This window comes from Actinomyces lilanjuaniae, from assembly GCF_003606385.1.
GTDB lineage: Bacteria > Actinomycetota > Actinomycetes > Actinomycetales > Actinomycetaceae > Actinomyces > Actinomyces lilanjuaniae.
Genome location: NZ_CP032514.1, coordinates 809404 through 832454, shown reverse-complemented (window position 1 = coordinate 832454; position 23051 = coordinate 809404). Strand labels below are relative to the sequence as shown.

Sequence of the window (23051 nt, the reverse complement as noted above, 5' to 3'; positions counted from 1 at the left end):
CACGACAGACGCACCCAGGAGCAGCAATGACCATCACCCGCCCCGCAGGCAGCCCCCAGGACAACCGTCCCACCGTCCCCGGACCCGGCACCCAGGTCGAGAACGTCCCCGGACTGTTCGCCCTGGGCTCCTACCTGCGCCGGGGACAGCCCTCGGCCGACGCCCGCAGGCTGTTCCTGGAGGGCGGGCGCGACGCCGACACCTTCTACCGGCACCGGTGGAGTCACGACCGGATGGTCCGCTCTACCCACGGGGTCAACTGCACCGGGTCGTGCGCCTGGGAGGTCTATGTCTCCGACGGGGTCATCACCTGGGAGAAGCAGGCCACCGACTACCCCACCACCGGCCCGGACATGCCCGAGTACGAGCCCCGGGGCTGCCCGCGCGGGGCGGCGTTCTCCTGGTACACCTACTCCCCCACCCGCATCCGCTACCCCTACGTGCGCAGCGTCCTGCTGGACTCCTTCCGTGCCGCCAAGGCCGCCAATGACGGCGACGCCGTGGCCGCCTGGGCACAGGTCACCGGCGAGGAGGACACGGCCCGGGCCTACAAGTCAGCCCGCGGTAAGGGCGGCATGGTGCGGGTGAGCTGGGAGGAGGCCATGGAGATCGTGGCCGCCGCCTACGTCCACACCATCCGTACCTGGGGGCCGGACCGTATCGCCGGGTTCTCCGTCATCCCCGCGATGTCCCAGGTGTCCTACGGTGCCGGGGCCCGCCTCCACGAACTCATCGGCGCCACCATGCTCTCCTTCTACGACTGGTACGCCGACCTGCCGCCGGCCTCCCCCCAGGTCTTCGGTGACCAGACCGACGTGCCCGAGGCCGGGGACTGGTACAACTCCCAGTACCTCATCATGTGGGGCTCCAACCTGCCCCTGACCCGCACCCCCGACGCCCACTTCATGACCGAGGCCCGCTACCACGGCCAGAAGGTCGTGGCCGTCTCCCCCGACTACGCCGACAACACCAAGTTCGCCGACCAGTGGCTGCGGGTGGCGCCGGGAACCGACGGCGCCCTGGCCCAGGCCATGGGACACGTCATCCTCTCCGAGTTCCACGTGGGCAGGCGCGAGCCCTTCTTCCTGGACTACATGCGCCGCCACACCGACTCACCCTTCCTCATCACCCTGGAGGCCTCACCTGACGGCACCGGCCTGGTGCCCGGGCGGTTCCTCACCGCCTCAGACGTGGAGGGCGTGGCCCAGGGCGCACCGAAGAACGAGTTCCGCCCCCTGGTGTGGGACCGTCAGCGCGGCCCGGCCGACCCAGGCGGGACCCTGGCGGACCGCTTCACCCCCGAGGGCGAGGGCCGGTGGAACCTGCTCATGGACGGGGTGGACCCGGTCATGAGCATCCTGGACCTCCACGAGCCCGGTGCCACCGGGACCGGGACGTCCGCACCGCCCGCCGACGGGTCTGACCCGGCCTCTGCCGCGCACCTCCCGGTGCAGGCAGCCGAGGTGCTCCTGCCCCGCTTCGACCTGCCGGGCTCGCAGACTCCCCAGGGAAGCGTGGGCGGAGGGGTCGTGCGCCGTGGCGTCCCCGTCGCCCGGGTGGGCGACCGGCTGGTGACCACGGTCTACGACCTGCTGCTGGCCCAGTACGCGGTGGCACGCCCCGGCCTACCCGGCCAGTGGCCCGAGGGCTACCAGGACGCCACCGTCCCGGCCACCCCGGCGTGGGCCAGCGAGGTCACCGGCGTGCCCGGACCAGCCATGATCAGGGTGGCCCGGGACTTCGCCCTCAACGCCGTCGAGTCGGGCGGACGATCTCAGGTCCTCATGGGCGCGGGCATCAACCACTACTACCACGCAGACCAGATCTACCGCACCATCCTGGCACTGACCTCCATGTGTGCCACCCAGGGCGTCAACGGCGGCGGCTGGGCCCACTACGTGGGGCAGGAGAAGGTCCGCCCCATCTGCGGCTTCCAGCAGTACGCCTTCGCCCTGGACTGGCACCGCCCAGCCCGGCAGATGATCTCCACGGGATTCTGGTACCTCACCACAGACCAGTGGCGCTACGACTCCACCTCCGCCGAGCGACTGGCCTCCCCCCTGGGGCCGGGCACCATGGCGGGCAAGACCACCACCGACACCATGGTGGAGGCCATGAAGCGCGGCTGGACCCCGTCCTACCCCACCTTCAGCCGCTCTCCCCTGCTGCTGGGCCAGCAGGCGGCGGCCGAGGGCATGGACCCCGCCGACTACGTCGTCAAGGAGCTCCAGGCGGGCACCCTGCGCTTCGCCTGCGAGGACCCTGACGCCCGGAGAACTTCCCCCGCATCGTGTGCAACTGGCGCACCAACCTGCTGGGCAGCTCGGCCAAGGGCACCGAGTTCTTCATGCGCCACATGCTGGGAGCCGACAACGACGTGAACGCCGCCGAGACCGCCCCGAGGACCGCCCTGTCTCGGTGACCTGGCGGGAGGAGGCACCCACGGGCAAGCTGGACCTGCTGTGGACCTCAGACTTCCGCAACACCTCCTCCACGCTGCACTCCGACGTCGTCCTTCCTGCCGCCACCTGGTACGAGAAGCACGACATCTCCTCCACGGACATGCACCCCTTCGTGCACTCCTTCAACGCCGCCATCGACCCGCCGTGGGAGGCACGCACAGACTTCCAGATCTTCCAGGACCTGGCCGGGCTCATCTCCGCCTGGGCGCCGCGCTACCTGGGCACCCAGACCGACGTCGTGGCCGCCCCGCTCAACCACGACACCCCCGACGCCCTGACCATGGCGCACGGCGATGTCTCCGGCCTGCCCCGCGAGTGGGTTCCCGGGGTGACCATGCCCAAGCTGGTCCCCGTCGAGCGCGACTACACCCAGATCCGGGCCAAGTTCGACACGCTGGGGCCGCTGGCGGAGAGGCTGGGGCTGCCCTGCAAGGGCATCATGCTCAAGCCCGGCCCCGAGGTGGAGCGCCTAGCCCGCAACCACGGGACCTCCTCCTCGGGCCAGGCAGCAGGCCGCCCCCTCCTCGACACCGACATCCGGGCGGCCGACGCCATCCTGACCCTGTCGGGCACGGCCAACGGGCGCATCGCCACCCAGGGGTGGCAGGACCTGTCCACCCGCACCGGCACCGAGATGGTCGGGCTCAGCGCGGAGGAGGCCGCCAAGATCATCTCCTTTGAGGACACCCGCACCAAGCCGCAGGGAGTCATCACCTCCCCGGAGTGGTCCGGCTCTGAGCACGGGGGTAGGCGCTACTCGGCATTCGTGGTCAACGTGGAGCACGCCAAGCCCTGGCACACCCTGACTGGGCGCATGCACTACTACCTGGATCACGACTGGATGCGCGACATGGGCGAGTCCCTGCCCGTCTTCCGCCCGCCCCTGGACTTCCACGCCCTCTACGGAGAGACCCCTCCCGGCACAGTGGGCACCAGCCAGGAGGGCACCGCCCAGGTGGCGGTGCGCTACATCACCGCCCACAACAAGTGGGCGATCCACTCCCAGTACTTCGACAACCTCCACATGCTCACCCTGGGACGCGGCGGCCAGACCATCTGGATGAGTCCTCAGGACGCGGACAAGATCGGGGTGCGGGACAACGAGTGGGTCGAGGCCTACAACCGCAACGGCATCGTGGCCGCGCGCGCCGTCGTGTCCCACCGCATCCCCGAGGGCATGGTGTTCATGCACCACGCCCAGGAACGCACCATGAACACGCCCCTGACCGAGCGCAGCGGCAGGCGCGGAGGCACCCACAACTCCCTGACCCGCATCGTGCTCAAGCCCAGCCACTTTGCCGGGGGCTACGGCCAGCTCGCCTACGCCTTCAACTACATCGGCCCCACGGGCAACAACCGCGATGAGGTCACCCTCATCCGTCGTCGCAGCAACCAGGAGGTGACGTTCTGATGAAGGTCATGGCCCAGATCGCGATGGTGATGAACCTTGACAAGTGCATCGGCTGCCACACCTGCTCGGTAACCTGCAAGCAGGCCTGGACCAACCGCGAGGGCACTGAGTACATGTGGTTCAACAACGTGGAGACCCGGCCGGGCGTGGGCTACCCCCGCGGCTGGGAGGACCAGGACCGGTGGCGCGGCGGCTGGGAGCGCACCGCCAGCGGGCGCCTGCGGCCGCGCTCCGGGGGTCGTCTGCGTCGGCTGGCCCAGATCTTCGCCAACCCGGACATGCCCACGGTCGAGGACTACTACGAGCCCTGGACCTACGAGTACGACCGCCTGCTGTCGGCCCCCAAGGACTCCCCCACCGTCCCGGTGGCCCGGGCCCGCTCCCAGCTGACGGGCGAGTACATCCCCACCATCGAGTGGGGACCCAACTGGGACGACGACCTGGGCGGCTCCACCGAGACGCTGTCGGAGGACCCGGTCCTGGCCGGCATGAGCACCAAGGTGCGCACGGACATCGAGTCCGCCTTCATGTTCTACCTGCCGCGCATCTGCGAGCACTGCCTCAACCCCACCTGCGTGGCGGCCTGCCCCTCCGGCGCCATGTACAAGCGCACCGAGGACGGCATCGTCCTGGTAGACCAGGACGCCTGCCGCGGGTGGCGCATGTGCGTGTCAGCCTGCCCCTACAAGAAGGTCTACTTCAACCACGCCACCGGCAAGGCGGAGAAGTGCACCCTGTGCTACCCGCGCCTGGAGATAGGCGAGCCCACGGTGTGCTCCGAGACCTGCGTGGGGCGCCTGCGCTACCTGGGCGTCCTCCTCTACGACGCCGACCGGGTCTCCCAGGCGGCCGCCGTCAAGGACCCCCAGGACCTCTACGCCGCCCAGCGGGAGATCCTGCTGGACCCCCACGACCCGCAGGTCGTGGCCGGGGCCCGGGCACAGGGTGTTCCCGACAGCTGGATCGAGGCCGCCCAGGCCTCCCCCGTGTGGGACCTTATCGACACCTACGAGGTAGCCCTGCCCCTGCATCCGGAGTACCGGACCATGCCTATGGTCTGGTACATCCCGCCCCTGTCCCCCATTGTGGACGAGGTAGCAGCGGCAGGCCTGGACGGGGAGGACCACAAGGTCCTGCTGACCGCCGTCTCCGAGATGCGTATCCCTCTGGAGTACCTGGCAGGTCTGTTCACGGCGGGTGAGACCAACACGGTGGAGCTGGTGCTACGGCGCCTGGCCGCCATGCGCTCCCACATGCGCGAGGTCCGCCTAGACCGCGAGCCGGACCCGGCCATCGCCACCAGCGTGGGCCTGGATGCCCAGCGCCTGGAGTCCATGTACCGGCTGCTGGCCATCGCCAAGTACGACGACCGCTACGTCATCCCTACTGCCAAGCCGGAGGTGCCCCGGGGCATGGCCGGGGTGGAGGGCGCGGACCACGACGTGCGCCTGCTGCTGGGCGAGGGTGCTCCCGCAGGCTGCGGCTCCGACGTCGCCTCCTTCCACGGCGCGTCCGGGGCTACCAGGGTGACTCTACCTGTGCCCACCATCAGGAGGGAGCCGGTCCCCGCCGCAGGCCCGGGCACCTCCCCGGTGGGCGTGCCCCGGCCAATCGGCACCGACGTCCCCGCCACGGGCACCGCCGCAGGTGTGTCTGCGGCGCCGGGCGCAAGCGCAGCAGCGCCGACGACGCCGGGCGGGGAGTCCTGACATGGCGGGCAGAGGTGGCACAGCAGGTGCGGCCCCCTTCGTCCGTGCCCCCCGGGTGCTCCAGCCCCCGCCGGTGGTCGCGCTGGACGCCACCGGGCGTTCCATCGTCCACATGGCCGCCTCCCTCCTCCTGGACTACCCGCAGGAGGGGGCGCTCAGCCAGCGTCTGGACGCCGTGGAGGCTGCCCTGGCGAGCAGCCCGGAGGCGGTGCCCCAGGCCGTGGCTGCCCCCCTGAGGCGCTTCGTGGACACTGCCCGCCGCCACGGCGAGCGCACCATGGCAGAGCACTACGTAGAGACCTTTGACCGCCGTCGCCGCTGCTGCCTGTACCTGACCTACTACGCGGTGGGCGACACCCGTCACCGGGGCGCGGCCATCCTGGCCTTCAAGCAGGCGCTGGCAGCCACGGGCTACGAGATGGCCGGTACGTCGGGTGAGGAGCTGCCCGACTACCTGCCCGTGGTCCTGGAGCTCAGCGCCCGCAGCAACGACGAGGTGGCCCAGGTCCTCCTGTCCGCCCACCGCGAGGGCATTGAGGTGCTGCGCTCGGCCCTGACGGACATCGGCTCCCCCTACGCCGACCTGGTGGAGGCGGTGTCCATGACGCTGCCTCCCGTTGACGAGGCCACCGCCGCCCGGGTGCAGGCCCTGGTCGCGGCCGGGCCGCCCACGGAGACCGTCGGTGTCACGGATATGCTCCCCTTCCCCACCCTGCCGGTGTCCTACCCCGCCGCCGAGGCCGACACCGGACCCCACTCCCCGCGTACACGATCACCCCGCCAGGAGGTCCTGACATGAGCCCGGTCGAGCAGAACCTCGTGTGGGTGGCGCTGCCCTACGCCTGCCTGGTCCTCCTGGTGGCGGGCATGGTCTGGCGCTGGCGGACCGACCAGTTCGGGTGGACCTCACGGTCCTCCCAGTGGAACGAGTCGCGGATACTGCGCCTAGCCTCCCCCGTCTTCCACCTGGGCTTCCTCATGATTATCGGCGGCCACCTGGTGGGCCTCATGGTGCCCAGCTCCTGGACCGAGGCGGTGGGGGTGAGCCAGCACGTCTACCACCTGGGCGCCACCTACCTGGGCACCTTAGCGGCGGTACTGACGATCCTGGGGCTCGTGGGCCTCATCTACCGCCGGGTAGTGGTCAGGTCCGTACGTCTGGCCACCACCCGCAACGACGTCGTCATGTACTGCTTCCTCACCGTCCCGGTGCTCCTGGGCACCTTCGCCACAGTAACCAACCAGCTCCTGGACGCCCACGGCTACAACTACCGGGAGACAATCAGCCCCTGGCTGCGCTCGGTGCTGGTCTTCCAGCCCCAGCCGGCTCTCATGGCAGAGGTCCCCCTGTCCTTCAAGCTCCACGTGGTGGCTGGCCTCCTGCTGCTGGCAATCTGGCCCTTCACCCGCCTGGTCCACGCGGTGTCAGCACCCGTGGGCTACACGACCCGCCCCTACGTGGTCTACCGCTCCCGTGAGGCTACCGCCACGCCCTCCCAGCGCCGGGGCTGGGCACTAGTGCGCACTCAGGGCACGGGCAACCAGGGGGCCAACGACATCGCCCCCTCCCAGGGTGCCTGAGGTCTCCATGAGCCCAGCCTCCCAACCCGTCCACGCTACCGTGCGCGCCACGGCCCGCACCGCCCGCCCAGCGGCTGTGGCAGCCACGATCCGGCTGGCCGCCGCCTACCTCGCCACTGTCTTGCTGGCCGCCTGTGCAGGACCCGCCGAGGGACCCCAGGCAGCCACGGACACGGCTACCCAGACAGGATCCTCCGCGACCGCCGCCTCCGCAGAGCTGACCGTCCTGGCTGCCGCCTCCCTCCAGGAGGCCTTCGAGGAGATCGGAGCCGCGGTGGAGGAGGACAACCCGGGCCTGACTCTCACTTTCGACTTCCAGGGCTCCCAGGACCTGGTAGCCTCCCTGGCCCAAGGCGCTCCCGCCGACGTCCTGGCCACCGCCAGCACCACCACCATGGAGGACGCCGTCTCCCAGTCCCTGGTGGGTGAGCCCACCGAGTTCGCCACCAATGTGCTTGCCCTCATCGTCCCGGAGGGCAACCCGGCGGACGTCACCGGCCTGGACTCCTCCCTGGATGGGGCTGACCTGGTGGTCTGCGCCCCCGAGGTCCCCTGCGGGGAGGCCACCGTCAGGCTGGCCGAGGCCCTGGGCGTGACCCTGGACCCGGTCTCGCAGGAGCAGAAGGTCACCGACGTGCGCGGCAAGGTGGAGAGCGGTGAGGCCGAGGCGGGCATCGTCTACGCCACCGACGCCGCCGCGGCCGTCGGCGTGGAGCGCCTCGACGTCCCCGACAACGGGGTCGTCAACCACTACCCCGTCGCCACCACCTCACAGACCTCCAACCCGCAGGCCGCCCAGGTCTTCATCGACGCCGTCACGGGAGAGGAGGGACAAGCCGTCCTGGCTGACTACGGGTTCGGGGCACCCGGGAACAGCAGCCCTGAGGAGCCAGCCGGGTCCGGGGAGTCCGACGCCCCCGGAGCCTCCGCCAGCCCCGGGGACACTTCCAGCACCACTGCCAGCACCGAGGCCTCCCCGCCCGCTGGCACCTCCCAGGCCGCCCCGGGGACAGCCCCACCCGCTTCCTCCGAGTCCTCACCAGCCGGGCAGTAGTGAGCCCTCTCCTCCGGCGGGCACAAGCGGCTCCCGACCACCGACCAGGCACCGGCCCCCGTCGCCTCCTCCCCCGGCGCCCCCGCACGGGTCGCACCCCCCTGCCTACCATCGTCGTGCTCCTGGCGCTGGCAGGCGCCTGCGCCCTCTCCCTGCCCCTGCTGGGCCTAGGCAGCCGGGTCAGCTGGGGCCAGCTGCCGCACCTGCTCGCCTCCGACAGCGCCCGTAGCGCCCTGCTGCTGTCCCTGCGCACCTGCCTGGCCTCCACCGCGGCCTGCGTGGTGCTGGGAGTGCCTCTGGCCCTGGTGCTGGCCCGGCAGTGGCCGGGGGTGCGCCTGGCCCGGGTGCTGGCGGTCCTACCCATGACCATGCCGCCGGTGGTAGCCGGGATCGCCCTGCTGTCTACCCTGGGACGGCGTGGCCTGCTGGGCGCGCGGCTGGAGGCCTGGGGGGTGGGTGTCGCCTTCTCCACGACGGCGGTGGTCATCGCCCAGGTGTTCGTCTCCCTGCCCTACCTGGTGGTAACCCTGGAGGCGGCGCTGCGCACCCGCGACACCCGGCCGGAGACGGTGGCACGCACCCTGGGGGCCGGGCCCTGGCGGGTCCTGCTGAGCATCACCCTGCCCCTGGTGGCACCGGCGCTGGCCCGGGGCACCGCGCTGGCCCTGGGGCGCAGCCTGGGCGAGTTCGGGGCAACCCTCGCCTTCGCCGGGTCCCGGGAGGGGGTCACACGCACCATGCCCCTGGCCATCTACCTGGCCCGGGAGAGCGACACCCCCACGGCCCTGGCCCTGGCGGTGCTCCTCATCGCCGTGTCCTTCGCGGTGGTGGGCGCGACCACCCTGCGCTGGGACCGCCTGCTCGCAGCCGCCTGCCCAGGCGCAGGAGCCCGGGCAACCCGCACCTGGCCACCCCCAGGCGCTGAGAGGCCTGACCCGTGCGACGCCCCCATCAGTACCAGCACCGCCACCTCTGACGCCACCCGCAGCACCCCTGACAGCAACGGCACCTGTCCCGCCGCCACCCGCAGCACCACCGTCGGCCCCGGTCCCGGCTCCGGCGTCTCAACCAGCCGCGGGGAGGACCTGGAGGTGGTCTTCTCCTCCCCTGAGCGCGACGTCGTCGTCAACCTGCTCGCGCCCGCCGGGAGAGTCACGGCACTCCTGGGTCCCAACGGCTCAGGTAAGTCCACGGTGTGCGCCGTGGCCGCCGGGCTGCTGGACGCCACGGCCGGAAGAGTGTCCCTGGGCGGCAGGATCCTGGACGGGCCCGAGGACTTCGTGGCTGCGGGGCGCCGGGAGGTAGCGCTGCTCGGCCAGGCGCCGACGCTGTTCCCCCACATGTGCGTGCTGGACAACGTGGCCTTCGGCCCCCGCTGCCGGGGGCTGCCGCGCGGCGAGGCTCGCAGCCTGGCCCGCTCCGAGCTCGCCGCCGTCGGTGCGGCCCACCTGGCCGACCGCCCGTGCGGGACTCTCTCCGGCGGGCAGGCGGCCCGGGTGGCCCTGGCCCGTGCACTGGCCATCCGGCCGCGGGTCCTCATCCTGGACGAGCCGACAGCCTCCCTGGACGTATCCGCCCGCCAGGAGCTGCGCCACCTGGTGTCCCGACGCGCGCGGGAGGAGGGCCTGACTGTGCTCCTGGTGACCCACGACGTCGTGGACGTCGCAGCGCTGGCCGACACTGTCGTCGTCCTGGAGCAGGGGCGGGTGGTTGAGACAGGTGAGACGGACCATGTGCTGTCGTGTCCTGGTTCCGACTTCACCGCGCGCCTGACCGGCACGGCAGTGCTGACCGGGACCCTGGCGGGGTCGCCGCAGGCCCCGGCGGTGGAGCTGAGTGCTGGTCCAGCCACACATCCAGCCACGGTACCGGACAGCGAGCCGACTTCTCGTACAGGTGCCGTCCATGCTGCTGCCACAGCAGAGTGGACCGCTGAGCAGAGGTCCGAGCAGGGGTCTGGACAGTGGCCCGGACACGGCCCTCGCACCATCGTCCACGGACGACCCGAGGAGGCGATCGAGGGCTTCCAGCCGGGCCTACCGGGTACGGCCCTCGTACCGCCCGACGCGGTCGCCCTCTACCGCAACGCCCCCCAGGGCAGCCCTCGTAACGTGCTGGCCGGGACGGTGAGGAGCCTGGAGCGTGTCGGCGCCCTGGTGGAGGTGCAGGTCGAGGTCGCTGCGGGCCAGCGGCTGAGAGCCACCGTGACAGCAGGGGCCGTGACCGACCTAGGAATCGAGGCCGACCAGGAGCTGTGGGCGGTGGTCAAGGCGGTCGAGGTGCGTATCGTGCCCCGCCGGGCTCCCGCCGCCGAGCTTCCGCAGGTCCCGCGCACTGTCGGGACACAGCCCTCAAGGCCCTCACGACCTTCGCCCTCCTCGGACCGAGAGCAGACATGAGGAGCAGACAACCATGACCCCTAGTCCCGACCGGCTGTCCGTACCGGCTCGCCCGCCTGACTCCACCACCCCACCGCTGCGGCCCCGGTGGTCGGCGACGACCGGCTGGCACCGCTGAGCCGCGACGAGCTGGTCCGTTACCACCGCAACGCCCTGGTCCCCGAGGTCGGGGTGGCAGGCCAGCAGCGCATCCGGGCCGCGAGGATCCTCCTGGTAGGAGCCGGGGCCTGGGCTCGCCCGCGGCCCTCTACCTGGCTGCGGCTGGGACCGGGCACCTGGGGTGGTGGACGACGACAAGGTCGACGTGAGCAACCTCCAGCGCCAGGTCATCCACACCACCGCCGGTGTGGGCCGTCTCAAGGTGGACTCGGCGGCCGAGGCTCTCTGCGCGCTCAACCCTGATGTGGAGGTCCGCACCTACCGGGAGCGGGTCACCGCCTCCAACGCCGTGGAGGTGCTGCGCGGGTGGGACGTGGTCATCGACGGCACGGACAGCTTTGCCGCCCGCTACGTGCTCAACGACGCCGCCGCCATGCTCGGGCTGCCTCTGGTGCACGGGGCGGTGCTGCGCTCCCACGGGCAGGTCGCGGTCTTTGACTCCCGCCACGGCCCCTGCTACCGCTGCCTGCACCCGGCTCCCCCGCTACCGGGCTCGGTACCCTCCTGCGCCGAGGCCGGCGTCCTGGGCGTGCTGCCGGGGATCATCGGGGCTATGCAGGCCGCCGAGGCCCTCAAGCTCGTCGTCGGCGGGGCCCGGCCGCTGATCGGGCGGCTCCTGGTGGTGGACACCTGGGGCGGGCAGATCCGGGAGGTGCCGGTGTCGCGGAACCCGCAGTGCCCCACCTGCGGGGACAGCTCCTCGGCACCGGCCGCTACCTCCCCCACGTCCGCGCCTACCGCCTGCTCTGCACAGCCCAGGCTAGCTAGCCCGGCGGGTGGCCAGCCCGAGCCAGCCTGCCCCGTACCTGGTACCCCGCCCGCCGCGCCGTCCACGGCAGCCCACGCAGCCATAGGTAGGAGGCCGCCCACGCCCCTGCCGGGCCTGCACCCCGGCCTGTGCCCACGGTGACGCCCGAGTGGCTGGAGGAGCACCGTGGCCAGGGAGAGACCGTGACCGTCCTGGACGTGCGTGAGGAGGTGGAGACGGTCATGGAGCCCCTTCCGGGCGCTCCCCTGCCGGGCGCCCGGCACATCCCCCTGAATGAGGTGGTTGAGCACATGGACGAGCTTGACACCGAACGGCTTACGGTGGTGGTGTGCGCTGCCGGAACCCGCTCTGCCAGGGCGGTCGAGATGCTGCGGGCCGCTGGCTTCACGGGCAGGCTGGCCAGCCTGGAAGGCGGTGCGCGCGCCTGGAGGGAGCGTAGGAGGCACTAGGGATAGGGATAAGGATCGCGTAAACCCACCTCAGGCACCGGAAACGTCATAGGACAACACGGTGCCGTGTTGTCCTATGACGTTTCCGGTGCCTGAGTCCATGAGAAGGAAGCCGTGTAGGAGGTAGCGTGCTAGGTGCCCAGTACGGGCGGCGGTACTAGTGCACCCAGGGTGGGGCCCGGACACGCGGGGCCGGGAGGCCCTGTCAGAGCCTTTCTCCGGCATCCGCGCGGGTCTATGGTGGAGGAGCAGCAGGGACCAGCCGTCAAGAAAGGAGTCCTTGTGACCACCACACAGCAGCCTCTTCCCACCACCATGCGTGGTGTGGTCATGCACGGCACCCGCGACGTGCGGGTGGAGGACCGTGAGGTCCCCCGCGTCGTGGAACCCACCGATGCCGTCATCAGGCTGGAGGCAGCCTGCATCTGCGGCTCCGACCTGTGGCCCTACCGCGGCGTGGACGAGGTCACCGAGCCCCGGCCCATGGGGCACGAGTACGTGGGCACCGTCGTCGAGACCGGCTCAGCCGTCAGCAGCGTCAAGGTCGGCGACTTCGTCGTGGGCTCCTTCTGCCTGAGCGACAACACCTGCGAGATCTGTGCCGACGGCTTCCAGTCTCGTTGCGCCAACGGTGGCTTCATGGGCGACACCCAGGCCCAGTACACCCGTGTGCCCCTGGCCGACGGGACGCTGGTGACCGTGCCCGGGGGCAGGCCCCAGGACGAGGACGTCATCGCCTCCCTTCTAGCCGCCTCCGACGTCCTGGGAACCGGGTGGTTCGGAGCCGTGGCCGCCAACGCTGGGCCGGGCCGCACCATCGCCGTGGTCGGCGACGGTGCCGTGGGCCTGAGCGCGGTCCTGGCCGCCAAGGCCCTGGGCGCGGAGAAGATCATCGCCTTCTCCCGCCACGAGGACCGCGCCGAGCTGGCTCGTGAGTTCGGCGCCGACGTCGTCATCGCCGAGCGCGGCGAGGAAGGGGCCACCAAGGTCAAGGAGCTCACCGGCGGCTACGGTGCCCACGGCGTGGTCGAGGCTGTGGGGACCCAGGAGTCCATGATGCAGGCGATCGCCTCCACGCGTCCCGGCGGGCACGTCGGCTACGTGGGCGTGGCCCACGGCGTGGCACTGCCCGGCGAGCAACTGTTCTTCGCCGAGGTCAGCCTGCTAGGCGGGCCAGCCCCGGTACGCCGCTTCCTGCCCGACCTCATCGACCGCATCCTGTCTGGCGAGATCAACCCGGGCAAGGTCTTCACCATGCGCATCCCCCTGGAGGAGGCCGCCGAGGGGTACCGGGCCATGGACGAGCGCCGCGCTATCAAGGTACTCCTGCGGCCCTGAGCCTGGGCGCCGGCAACAGCCACAACCGCGACCGTGCCCCCGGCGGCGTCTGAGGACGCACGCCGGGGGCACGCCTCTGCCCTGCACGCAGACCGCTCGTGGGGCACTCAGGCCAACCCCTCCTGATACCGGACGTAGCCGTGGTCGGACAGCCACCGCTCAAAGCGCGAGCCGACAATCCTGGCACCGCTGAGGCCCCCGTCCGGCGCCAGCCACTCCTCGCTGAGGCTGCCGGTCGCGGGGTCGTAGCGCACGACGACGTCGCAGGGCACGCGCCCCACGTTCTCCAACGCCCGGCGCACCACCCCCAGGTCGTGCTGGTCGGCCACGTCCCAGGAGGCTTCCATGAGGTCCTGGAAGCCAGCCATCTCTCCGGAGCCCTCCACCCCACTGCTGCGGTGAGCGTAGGCCTCACTGTGGTTCATGACCCAGTAGTCATCACAGATAAAGCGCGTCGTAGCATTGTGGGTGCCGCGTCCCATATGCACGTAGGTGACGGCCTCGCAGCAGGTGGCCCCGTCCAGGAATCTCCGCCACCAGCCGGACCACGCCTCCAGGTAGTCCGACCAGAGGGTGTCAGCCACACGGCACCTGTCCTCCAGACTCCAGTTGCGCTTCTGGTACTCGCTGTCCGCGGGATCCAGAAGGGGCCCATAGTCCCACTGCGACTCACGGTACCCCAGCCGGAAGAGGACCAGGCTGCTCACCCGGTTGGGCAGCATTCCCGCCGACCTGAGCCTGGAGGCCAGGAGAAGGCTGGTAGTCCCGTTGACCTCCTGCAGGAAGCGCGTGATGTCCTCCCTGCCCCGGCCCCGGCAGGCCCGGACCTCCTCCGGGTCCTGCCAGCCCTCCCCGCCGCGGAAGGCCACCGTAGTACGCGCCGAGCCGTCGCCGTCCACCTCCGTGACAACGCTGAGCGCGTCGTAGCCGTGCCACGGTCCGAGAAAAGTGTCTGCCGCGTCGACCACGTGGTCAAGGTGGCGGGCGTAGACGCCCTCGACCCCCGGATCCACAACACCTGCGACGCGGTCACCAAGCGTCTCCGAACGCGGTGTGCTGCACATTGCTGCTCCTGTTCCGGTGGACCGGTCCGGCCACCTCACCATGACGTTACTGTGCCGTAATATAGTGCGTCCCGCCGAATTCCTCCTACTGAGACACCGCACTTCCCACGACCTGTCGCACAGCCGGGCAGGCGCGGACACAGGAGCGCCCTGACAAGGCAGGGAACCCGTCTCGTCAGGGCGCTGGGCACCACTGCCACGACGACCCTCAGCCGAAGGTGTCCAGCGTCGGGAGCCGGTCCGCCACGAGTGTGGCGGCGTACTCCTCGGCCCGCTGAGCCAGGGCTGCGTCGCTGATCTCCAGCGCCCCCACCGTCAGGAACGGAACCGCGTACCTGGTGCCGATGACCCGCGCCGAGCCCTGGAAGGGGCGCAGAAGCTCGTGAAGCGTGTAGGAGTGGGCCGCCTCGCGCCCGTAGGCGCTGCCACCGGGGCTGACGGCAAGCAGGAGCTCCTTTCCGTGCAGAGCCGTCCCCTCCTCCCCGTAGGCCCAGCCGTAGGTGAGGACGTCGTCCTCCCACTGCTTGAGCAGCGCGGGGCTGGAGAACCAGTACATGGGAAACTGCAGGACAATGCGGTCGGCGTCCTGCAGCGCAGCCTGCTCAGCGGCGACGTCGATCTTGAAGTCCGGGTAGAGGTCGTAGACGTAGCGCACCGTCACGTTCTCCCCGGCGGACTCCGCCCTGTCGGCCAGGGCCTTGTTGACCCGCGAGCTCTCCATGTGGGGGTGGAAGACAAGAACTAGGGTTTTCACAGGGTTCTCCGTTCCTCGGGTCTGCTGGGTCTGCTGGGTGGAGTAGCCGCGGGAGGACGCCCCGAGTGGGTGGTCGCGGCGGACGCGCCCGCCGTCACCTGCCCGAGCGCGCGCAACCCCTCGATGAGGACCTCCACCTGGTCCTGGAGAGCGCCGCCCTCCAGCCAGGAGTCCTCCGGACGTAGAGGGACGTCCGTGTCGCCCCGCCGCCCGGCGAGGAGGAGTCGCGCACCTCCGTGCCGAAGGAGGCGCCAGGCTGGCCGAAGCGCTCGTCCCACATCCTAGTGGCGACGTCGACCCCGCGCAGCCCCTCCTGGGCTCCGGCGACGTCCTCCACCGGGGCACGCATCGCCGAGGCGCGCCGGTGCGCCGTCAGCACGGTGGCGACTAGGTAGTCCAGGCCAAGGTAGGCCTCGTGAGGACCCAGCCCCCCGGCCACCAGCGCCGCGTGGGACTTCTTTGCCACCGGGACAAACGGAAGGTAGGCCCAGGGCAGGTCGACAAGCGTGTGGTCCAGGCCCGGGTGCCGCTCCAAGACCGCCCACAGCGCGTCCGCCAGGTGGCGGAGGTAGTCAGGCCAGGCCAGGCCGGCCCGGGGCAGGCGCAGATCCGAGGTGACCCGCTCCAGGCAGGCGCTCACCAGGTCCTCCCGCGAGCTGACCGCGCGCCTGAGGTCACTTGGACGCACCCCGAGACGCCTGGCCACCTTTCCTAGGGTGAAGGTGTCGATCCCTATGTCCAGCGCGGCAGCGACGACATCGTCCCGCGTGAACCCGCCTACGGGCTCGCTGTTCCCCGCATGGTGTGTCATACGCATACAGTAACGATGGCGTAACACGAATGCCAAATCGAATCCCCGGGCTCCGCCTATCTCCTACGCGTCCAGCCACGCCCGACCAGGCACCAGCAGCAGACCCGATCTCGCACCCTCTTCTTCTACCGCCCGCTCTTACGCACACGTTATCGTGGACACGACACTTTCCGTGCCGCTGCACCACCCGACAGCCCCGTCTTAAACAACGAGCCAGACAACAATAGTTTGCGGGTATTCACAAATAGTGGAGGGCCTGCAAACAGCCCGCGCCGACGCCCGCGACATCACGCCACGAGCCGACGAGCACCAGCGAGGACCCTGGCGAGCGTCCGCTGAGCCGCTACCGTGGTGTCATGAGCGAGACCTCCGCCACCTCACGTCCCGCGTCCCCGGAGACCAGGCGCCGCTGGCGTGACGACCTGCGCCTGGCTCACACGATCACCGACCAGGTGGACCGGCTGACCCAGGCACGCTTCGATGCTCGTGATTTCACCGTCGAGACAAAACCCGACCTGACCCCGGTGACCGAGGCCGACCGCGAGGCGGAGCGCGCCATCCGCGAACGGCTGTCACGTGCCCGCGGGCGCGACTCGGTCCTGGGCGAGGAGATGCCGACCACGGGCAGTACCGGCAGTACCGGCAGTACGGCGCGCCAGTGGGTGGTGGACCCGATCGACGGGACCAAGAACTTTGTGCGCGGGGTACCGGTGTGGGCCACGCTGATCGCGCTGGTGGAGGAGGGACAGGTCGTCGTCGGACTGGTGTCGGCGCCGGCACTGGGCCGACGCTGGTGGGCCACGACGGACGGGGGCGCCTGGACCGGCCGGTCCCTGAGCTCGGCGCGCCGTCTCCAGGTCTCGCGGGTCGCCGAGCTCACGGACGCCTCCCTGTCCTACTCCTCCCTGTCCGGGTGGGCCGGCACCGGGCGCCTGCGTGGCATGCTGGCGCTTATCCAGTCCTGCTGGCGCAGCCGCGCCTACGGGGACTTCTGGTCCTACATGCTGCTGGCCGAGGGAGCAGTGGACCTGGCCGCCGAGCCGGAGCTGGAGCTCTACGACATGGCCGCCCTGGTCCCAATCGTCACCGAGGCCGGGGGCACCTTCACCTCGCTGGAGGGGCAGGCCGGCCCCTTCGGGGGCAGCGCCCTGGCCTCCAACACGCTTCTGCACCCGGCTGCCACGCAGTACCTGGGCACGCTGACCGACTGACGAGCTGACCGACGGCCTGCCGGCCAGCCGCCGACCACCTGCCTGTCGACTGGCCGGGGCCTGCTGACGGGGGACCGGCTGAGGTGGGATCCACATCCAGGAGGATAGGGCAGCTACGGCTCTCCCGGTAGCCTGCCTCTGCCATACAACCAACCCAACTGACCCAGGGAGTCCCCGTGAACTGGCTGCACGCCATCATCCTCGGCATCGTCGAGGGTGTCACCGAGTTCCTTCCGGTATCCTCCACCGGCCACCTCAATATTGTGGAGCGGCTTCTCGGATACGACATTGACTCGGTAGGAATGACCGCCTTCACGGCGGTCATCCAGATCGGCGCAATTATCGCCGCGATCATCTACTTCTGGGACGACATCGTGCGAATCGTGGCGGCCTGGCTGCAGGGCCTGAGGGACAGCAGCGCCCGCAGCAACCCCGACTACACGCTGGGATGGGGAATCATCCTGGGCACGCTTCCCGTTGCGGTGGCGGGCCTGGTCCTGCGGCCCTTTATCGAGGTCACGGCCCGCTCCCTGTGGATCATCGCCGGGGCACTCATCGTCTGGTCAGGCGTCATGTGGCTGGCGGACCGGCAGAGGAACCTCAGCAAGGGGATGCGGCAGGTGGGCATCCGAGACGCCCTGACCATCGGCGTCTTCCAGGCCCTGGCTCCCGTCTTCCCCGGTATCTCCCGCTCGGGCGCGACCATCTCGGCAGGCCTGCTGCTGGGCTTTGACCGGGTGACGGCTACGAGGCTGTCCTTCTTCATGGGGATACCTGCCCTGGTGGCCGCCGGGCTGCTGGAGGCGGTGACGGCAGCGGGCGAGATCGGCCACTCCAGCATCGGGTGGAGCGCCACCCTCATTGCCACGCTCGTGTCCGGCGTGGTGGCCTACGCCACTATCGCCTGGCTGCTGAAGTTCGTCTCCTCCAACAAGTTCACTTCCTTCATCATCTACCGCGTGGCCCTCGGGGCGGTCATCATGGTCCTGGTGGGCACCGGCGTCGTCGCCGCCTGACAGGCCTGACCCCACAGGCCTGTCCGCAGGACGCCTCGCACCAGGCCGCCTACGGGTCGAACCTGCCCCGGGGCGGCACGCCCCTCCTGCCCGGCCCCCGCGCGCTGCCCACTGGTGTCGGCACCCTGTGAGAGGGTGCCGTCATGCGGATCCTCCACACCTCGGACTGGCACCTGGGGCGCAGCTTCCACGGCCAGGTGCTTGACGACGACCACGCCGCCTTCATCGACCACCTGGTGACGCTGGCGCGAGAGGAGCTCGTGGACGCCGTGCTCGTGGCCGGGGACGTCTACGACCGCGCCCTGCCGCCCGCAGCCGCCGTCAGCCTCCTGGATGAGGCGCTGCGTCGCCTGACCGAGATCACCCGGGTCGTCCTCATACCCGGCAACCACGACTCGGCCCGTCGCCTGGGCTTCGCCGCCGACCTCATGACCGACCACCTCCTTATCCGTGCCCGTGCCACGGACGTGGGCCGCGGCGTCGTCCTGCCCGACGCGCAGGGCCACGAGGCGGCGGTGGTGCACGCCCTGCCCTACCTGGACCCCGACGCCGCCCGGCAGTCACTGCCGCCTGTGCTGGCTGAGCTCCTGGGCGAGCGCCCGGGCAGGCAGGACGCCCGTGGCCCCTTCCAGGAGCCGGGCCAGGCCAGTCCTGAGGAGGGAAGTGGTCGGGACACCGCAGCGGCTGCCGACGGCCCCCCGCTCCTGCCCCGCTCCCACGAGGCCGTCGTCAGCGCCGCGCTTCGCCTGGTCGCAGCCGACCTGGAGCGCACGCGTTCGGCCCGCTCGCGGCGTCTGCCCAGCCTGGTCATGGCCCACACCTTCGTCGTGGGCGGCCGGGCCAGCGAGTCCGAGCGGGACATCCGGGTGGGGGGCGTGGACGCAGTACCCGCGCAGGTCTTCACCACTGCAGGCGGCTCGCCGCTGGCCCAGGCCTGCGGCGGCATCGACTACGTGGCCCTGGGGCACCTGCACCGCCCCCAGGAGGTATCTCCCGCCCCCGGGGCGGCGGGGCCGGGACCGCGCCTGGTCTACCCCGGCTCCCCGCTGGCCCTGTCCTTTGAGGAGGCCGACGCCGCCAAGTCCTCGGTGCTGCTCGACGTCGGCCCGCGCGGTGTCACCGCCCTGGAGCGCGTCCCCGTCCCGGTCCGCCACCACGTCCGCACCGTGGAGGGCACGATGGACGAGCTCCTCTCCCCCGCCACCCAGGACGCCACCGGGACGGACTCGTGGGTGCGCGTCGTTCTGCGGGGGGAGCGCCCGCCCGGCGCCCTGGCGACCCTGCGGACCCGCTTCCCCGGGCTGCTGGCCTTCCACCACGAGGCTCCCGCACCCGGGCTGCGAGAGCAGGTGGGTGTCACCGCCGCCGCGGACCCTGTGGAGGTGGCCACCAGATTTCTCACCGACGTAGGCGGCCGCCCCCCGGACCAGGCCGAGCGCTCCGCCGTGTGGCACGCCTACGAGGCCGTCCTGGCCCAGCAGCGGAGCGGCTCGTGAGGATCCACCACCTGACCATGACCGGGATCGGACCCTACGCAGGTACCGAGACCATCGACTTTGACGCCTTCAGCGACTCGGGGCGCTTCCTGCTGACCGGTCCCACGGGCTCGGGCAAGTCCACTGTCATCGACGCCATCGTCTTCGCCCTCTACGGTGACGTGGCGGACACCTCCGACTCCTCCAGGCAGCGGATACGCTCCACCCTCCTGCCCCCGCAGGCGGGCAGCGCCGTCGAGCTCGTCATCTCCACCACCGCAGGCGTGTACCGCATACGTCGCACCCCCGGCTACGAGCGGCCCAAGAAGCGAGGGCAGGGCACCACCACCGAGCACGGGACCGTCAGGCTGTGGCGCCTCGCCCACCCACAGGGCCAGCCCGTGGAGGAGCCCGTGACCCGTGTCGGCGAGGCAGACGCGGAGATCAGGCGTGTCGTGGGACTGAGCCGGGAGCAGCTGACCCAGACCGTCGTCCTGCCGCAGGGAAAGTTCGCCCGATTCCTGCGTGCCGACTCCTCGCAGCGCCAGGAGCTTCTCCAGGACGTCTTCGGCACCGGCGTGTACGACTCCCTCCAGTCCCATCTGGCCGAGGCCTCCAGGGCGGGGACCAGGGCGGTGGAGGAGGCTGCCACCGCCCTGCGGGCCCAGGGCCGCACGCTAGCCCTGGGGCTGGAGCCACTCCTCAGTACCCCGCAGGCTCCACAGCCGACACAGGGATCAGCAGACCAGGGATCAGCACAAGGGCCGGCGGAGGCGTCGACAGCCGGGACCTGCCCAGTCGCAGCCCCCACCACCGGGGAGGCTGCGCCCGAGCCTCCGGCAGCCCACGCAGCCTGGGCCGGTGCGCTGGCAGAGGAGCTGGAGGCCGCGCTCGCCGCGGCCGAGCCCGATCCTGAGGCACTGTGCCACGTGACCGCCAGGCTGCGCACGCTGTCCCTCCAGGTGGTCGACCTGGCCGCAAGCACGGCGCAGACGGCCCAGGAGGAGCTGCAGCAGGCCCAGCACAGGTACGAGGAGGCGCGCAGCCTCCACGAGCGTCTGGAGCGCCGCCGTGCCCTCCTGGCCGACCAGCAGGCCCTTGACGAGCGTGCCGACCAGGACGCGGAGGCTGCCAGGCATCTGGAGGACGCTGCCAGGGCTGACCGCGTCGTCGCGGTGCTGCGCTCGACCGAGGCCGCCCGAGCCAGGGCGTCCACCGCCGTCAGCGCCCTGGAGGAGGCGGGGGCGCAGCCCGGCACGGGTCAGGCCCCCAGCCCGGGCAAGGCCGTGGAGGCCGTGGAGGAGATACCGGCGGGGGCCGTGGAGGAGGCCGGAGGGGAGACGCTGGACGCCCTCCTGGAACCCGTGCGCCGCGAGGCACGACGTCGCCTCCGCGCGCTGAGCACCTCAGCCCCCGCAAGCACCGGCACCGGCCCGGAGGAGACCGCCCTGAGCACCCGGGCCGTGGACCGGCGTGCCCACCGGCTGCGCCAGGAGCACGGTCACCTGGAGGCGCTGGCCGCCCAGGAGGCCGACCTCACGGCACGCGAGCTGGACCTCCAGGAGCGCTGCCACGACCTTGCCCGCCAGGAGCGCGAGCTCACCGACCAGGCCAAGGCCCTGGCCGGTCACCCGGAGCAGCGCTCAGCCCTGGTCGAGGATCTTGAGGCCACCCGCGACGCCCGCAGCCGCCTCACTGAGCTGGAGCACCGCTACAGCCTGTGCCAGGAGCAGTACCAGGCGGTGAGCGACCTCCCTCGGCTGGAGGCCCGGCTGGACCACCACAACCAGGCCCTGGCCACGGCGAGTCAGGCGGCCCTGCAGGCCGCCGCCCGGGTCCAGGACACCCGGGTGCGGTGGATCGCCTCGGCTGCGGGGGCGCTGGCGGCCGAGCTCAGGCAGGACACCCCCTGCCCGGTCTGTGGCTCCCTGGACCACCCGGACCCCGCGCCAGGTGCTGACCAGGGCACCACGCGCGAGCAGGTCGAGGAGGCCGAGGCCTACCAGGACCAGGCGGACAGCAACCTGGTGGAGGCCCGTCAGCTGGTCAGGACCTGCCAGGACCGTCTGGAGGAGACCCGCCAGGCCACGGCGGGCCTGAGCCTGCAGGAGGCGCAGACCCGCCTGGAGGAGGCCCGCCAGGCCCTGGAGGAGGCCCGTGTCCTGGCAGGCCAGGCCCAGGTCGCCGCGTCGCGCCTGGCCGACTTCGACGCCGCCAGCCAGCGCCTGCGCAGCGAGCACGACCGTGCGCGCACCGCCCTGACCGCCTCACGCAGCAGGCTGGAGGCCGACCGCAGCCAGCTGGAGCAGGACAGGAGCTCCTACGAGCAGGCCCGCGGCTCCTGGCCGAGCGTGGCGGCCAGGGCCGCAGCCGTTCTGGCGCAGGCCGAGGCCGCGGAGACCGCCTCCCTGACGGTCAGGCAGGCGCAGGTCGCGCTGGAGACAGCCGCGCAGGCTGGTGAGGAGCTGGTGGAGGCCCTGGAGGAGGAGGGCTTTACCACCACCCAGGAGGTCCGGCTGGCCCTCCTGGACCCCGGTGCCCGCCAGGCCCTGGCCACCAGGGTGCGTGACGCTCACGCGCAGCGGGAGCGTGTGAGGGCGGGGCTGGCTGACCCGCAGGTCGCCACCCTCACCGGTGCCGAGGAGGCCGACCCGCAGGAGGCCGGTCGGCTCCTCCGGCTCGCGCAGGCCCGCCACCAGGAGGCTGCAGACCACCACGCCAGGAGGCAGGAGGCCCGCGCCCACCTGGAGCGCGGCTGCCAGGGGGTGGAGTCCGCGGCCCGCGCCTACCAGGAGGCGCTGCGCCATCACGCCCCCCTGCGCCAGGTCGCCAGGCTGGCCAGGGGGGACAACCCCCAGGCAACCCCGCTGGCCACCTGGGTGCTCCAGACCCGCTTCGAGGAAGTCCTCGTCTTCGCTAACGAGCGGCTGGCACAGATGTCCTCCGGCCGCTACGAGCTGGTCCGGGTCGCGGAGGAGACCGGCTCGCGCTCCCGCCGCAGGGGGCTGGGGCTGGCTGTCACCGACCACCTGGCGGGCGAGCACCGTCGCGACCCTCGGACTCTGTCGGGCGGGGAGACGTTCTACGTCTCCCTGGCCCTGGCGCTGGCACTGGCCGACGTCGTCGCCGCAGAGTCAGGGGGTACCACCCTGGACACGCTGTTCATCGACGAGGGCTTCGGCAGCCTGGACCCGGAGACGCTCCAGGCTGTCATGGCCCAGGTGGAGCGTCTGCGCGCCGGGGGCAGGACCGTGGGCATCGTCTCCCATGTCGAGGAGCTGCGCCACCAGGTCGCCGACCAGGTTCAGGTGCGCCGCTCGCCCTCCGGCGGGTCCACGCTGAGGGTCGTGCGGTGAGGTCGGTGAGGCAGCCCGCCAGGTGGCACCTAT

General features: G+C 71.2%; 13 protein-coding genes and 2 pseudogenes. 12 read left to right on the top strand and 3 right to left on the bottom strand.

Going from position 1 to position 23051, the window contains the following annotated elements:
• Positions 1-26 precede the first annotated feature (26 nt).
• The 8 genes and pseudogenes from D5R93_RS14480 (at position 27) to D5R93_RS03590 (ending at position 13331) form a co-directional block, all read left to right on the top strand.
• Positions 27-3873: pseudogene (locus D5R93_RS14480) on the top strand (nitrate reductase subunit alpha).
• Positions 3873-5582, top strand: coding sequence for a nitrate reductase subunit beta (gene narH / locus D5R93_RS03620; RefSeq protein ID WP_120203862.1), 1710 nt, complete (start codon positions 3873-3875; stop codon positions 5580-5582). Before D5R93_RS14480 ends, narH begins: the two are co-directional and overlap by 1 nt.
• 1 nt (position 5583) lies before the next feature.
• On the top strand, positions 5584-6381 hold the full coding sequence (narJ, locus tag D5R93_RS03615) for a nitrate reductase molybdenum cofactor assembly chaperone (RefSeq protein ID WP_119835890.1): 798 nt from the start codon (positions 5584-5586) through the stop codon (positions 6379-6381).
• On the top strand, positions 6378-7163 hold the full coding sequence (gene narI / locus D5R93_RS03610) for a respiratory nitrate reductase subunit gamma (RefSeq protein WP_119835891.1): 786 nt from the start codon (positions 6378-6380) through the stop codon (positions 7161-7163). Before narJ ends, narI begins: the two co-directional genes overlap by 4 nt.
• On the top strand, positions 7156-8217 hold the full coding sequence (modA, locus tag D5R93_RS03605) for a molybdate ABC transporter substrate-binding protein (RefSeq protein WP_243106922.1): 1062 nt from the start codon (positions 7156-7158) through the stop codon (positions 8215-8217). The genes narI and modA overlap by 8 nt, the downstream gene beginning before the upstream one ends.
• Positions 8218-8333: 116 nt before the next feature.
• Positions 8334-10616, top strand: a complete 2283-nt coding sequence (locus D5R93_RS03600; protein ID WP_243106921.1) for an ABC transporter permease — start codon at positions 8334-8336, stop codon at positions 10614-10616.
• Between the two features lie 87 nt (positions 10617-10703).
• Positions 10704-11972, top strand: a pseudogene (moeB, locus tag D5R93_RS14930) (molybdopterin-synthase adenylyltransferase MoeB); the annotation flags it as partial.
• Between the two features lie 336 nt (positions 11973-12308).
• On the top strand, positions 12309-13331 hold the full coding sequence (locus D5R93_RS03590) for a zinc-dependent alcohol dehydrogenase family protein (protein WP_119835953.1): 1023 nt from the start codon (positions 12309-12311) through the stop codon (positions 13329-13331).
• A gap of 107 nt (positions 13332-13438) precedes the next feature.
• Here D5R93_RS03590 and D5R93_RS03585 read toward each other — a convergent pair whose 3' ends face one another.
• The 3 genes from D5R93_RS03585 to D5R93_RS14475 form a co-directional block, all read right to left on the bottom strand.
• Positions 13439-14395, bottom strand: a complete 957-nt coding sequence (locus D5R93_RS03585) for a hypothetical protein (protein WP_119835894.1) — start codon at positions 14393-14395, stop codon at positions 13439-13441.
• Positions 14396-14603: 208 nt separating this feature from the next.
• Positions 14604-15149 carry an NAD(P)H-dependent oxidoreductase gene (locus tag D5R93_RS03580; RefSeq protein WP_119835954.1) on the bottom strand — a complete coding sequence of 182 codons (546 nt, stop codon included), beginning with the start codon at positions 15147-15149 and terminating at the stop codon, positions 14604-14606.
• 94 nt (positions 15150-15243) lie between these two features.
• On the bottom strand, positions 15244-15960 hold the full coding sequence (locus D5R93_RS14475) for a TetR/AcrR family transcriptional regulator (protein WP_120203856.1): 717 nt from the start codon (positions 15958-15960) through the stop codon (positions 15244-15246).
• A 356-nt stretch (positions 15961-16316) separates the two neighbouring features.
• On the opposite strand from D5R93_RS14475, the gene D5R93_RS03570 reads away from it, so the two are divergent.
• The 4 genes from D5R93_RS03570 (at position 16317) to D5R93_RS14470 (ending at position 23018) form a co-directional block, all read left to right on the top strand.
• Positions 16317-17171 carry an inositol monophosphatase family protein gene (locus D5R93_RS03570; RefSeq protein WP_120203853.1) on the top strand — a complete coding sequence of 285 codons (855 nt, stop codon included), beginning with the start codon at positions 16317-16319 and terminating at the stop codon, positions 17169-17171.
• Positions 17172-17347: 176 nt separating this feature from the next.
• Positions 17348-18187 (top strand): undecaprenyl-diphosphate phosphatase, encoded by an 840-nt coding sequence (locus D5R93_RS03565; RefSeq protein ID WP_119835896.1) that lies wholly within the window; start codon positions 17348-17350, stop codon positions 18185-18187.
• A 143-nt stretch (positions 18188-18330) separates the two neighbouring features.
• The gene (locus D5R93_RS03560; protein ID WP_120203851.1) at positions 18331-19683 is read left to right on the top strand and encodes a metallophosphoesterase family protein; all 1353 of its coding nucleotides are present in this window, start codon (positions 18331-18333) and stop codon (positions 19681-19683) included.
• On the top strand, positions 19680-23018 hold the full coding sequence (locus D5R93_RS14470; protein WP_120203848.1) for an AAA family ATPase: 3339 nt from the start codon (positions 19680-19682) through the stop codon (positions 23016-23018). The genes D5R93_RS03560 and D5R93_RS14470 overlap by 4 nt, the downstream gene beginning before the upstream one ends.
• Positions 23019-23051 lie beyond the last annotated feature (33 nt).

Bases quoted from the DNA above. Each gene is read 5' to 3' on its own strand.
- narH (WP_120203862.1), top strand. From the start codon at position 3,873: ATGAAGGTCATGGCCCAGATCGCGATGGTGATGAACCTTGACAAGTGC.
- narJ (WP_119835890.1), top strand. From the start codon at position 5,584: ATGGCGGGCAGAGGTGGCACAGCAGGTGCGGCCCCCTTCGTCCGTGCC.
- narI (WP_119835891.1), top strand. From the start codon at position 6,378: ATGAGCCCGGTCGAGCAGAACCTCGTGTGGGTGGCGCTGCCCTACGCC.
- D5R93_RS03590 (WP_119835953.1), top strand. From the start codon at position 12,309: ATGCGTGGTGTGGTCATGCACGGCACCCGCGACGTGCGGGTGGAGGAC.
- D5R93_RS03585 (WP_119835894.1), bottom strand. From the start codon at position 14,395: ATGTGCAGCACACCGCGTTCGGAGACGCTTGGTGACCGCGTCGCAGGT.
- D5R93_RS14475 (WP_120203856.1), bottom strand. From the start codon at position 15,960: ATGACACACCATGCGGGGAACAGCGAGCCCGTAGGCGGGTTCACGCGG.
- D5R93_RS03570 (WP_120203853.1), top strand. From the start codon at position 16,317: ATGAGCGAGACCTCCGCCACCTCACGTCCCGCGTCCCCGGAGACCAGG.
- D5R93_RS03560 (WP_120203851.1), top strand. From the start codon at position 18,331: ATGCGGATCCTCCACACCTCGGACTGGCACCTGGGGCGCAGCTTCCAC.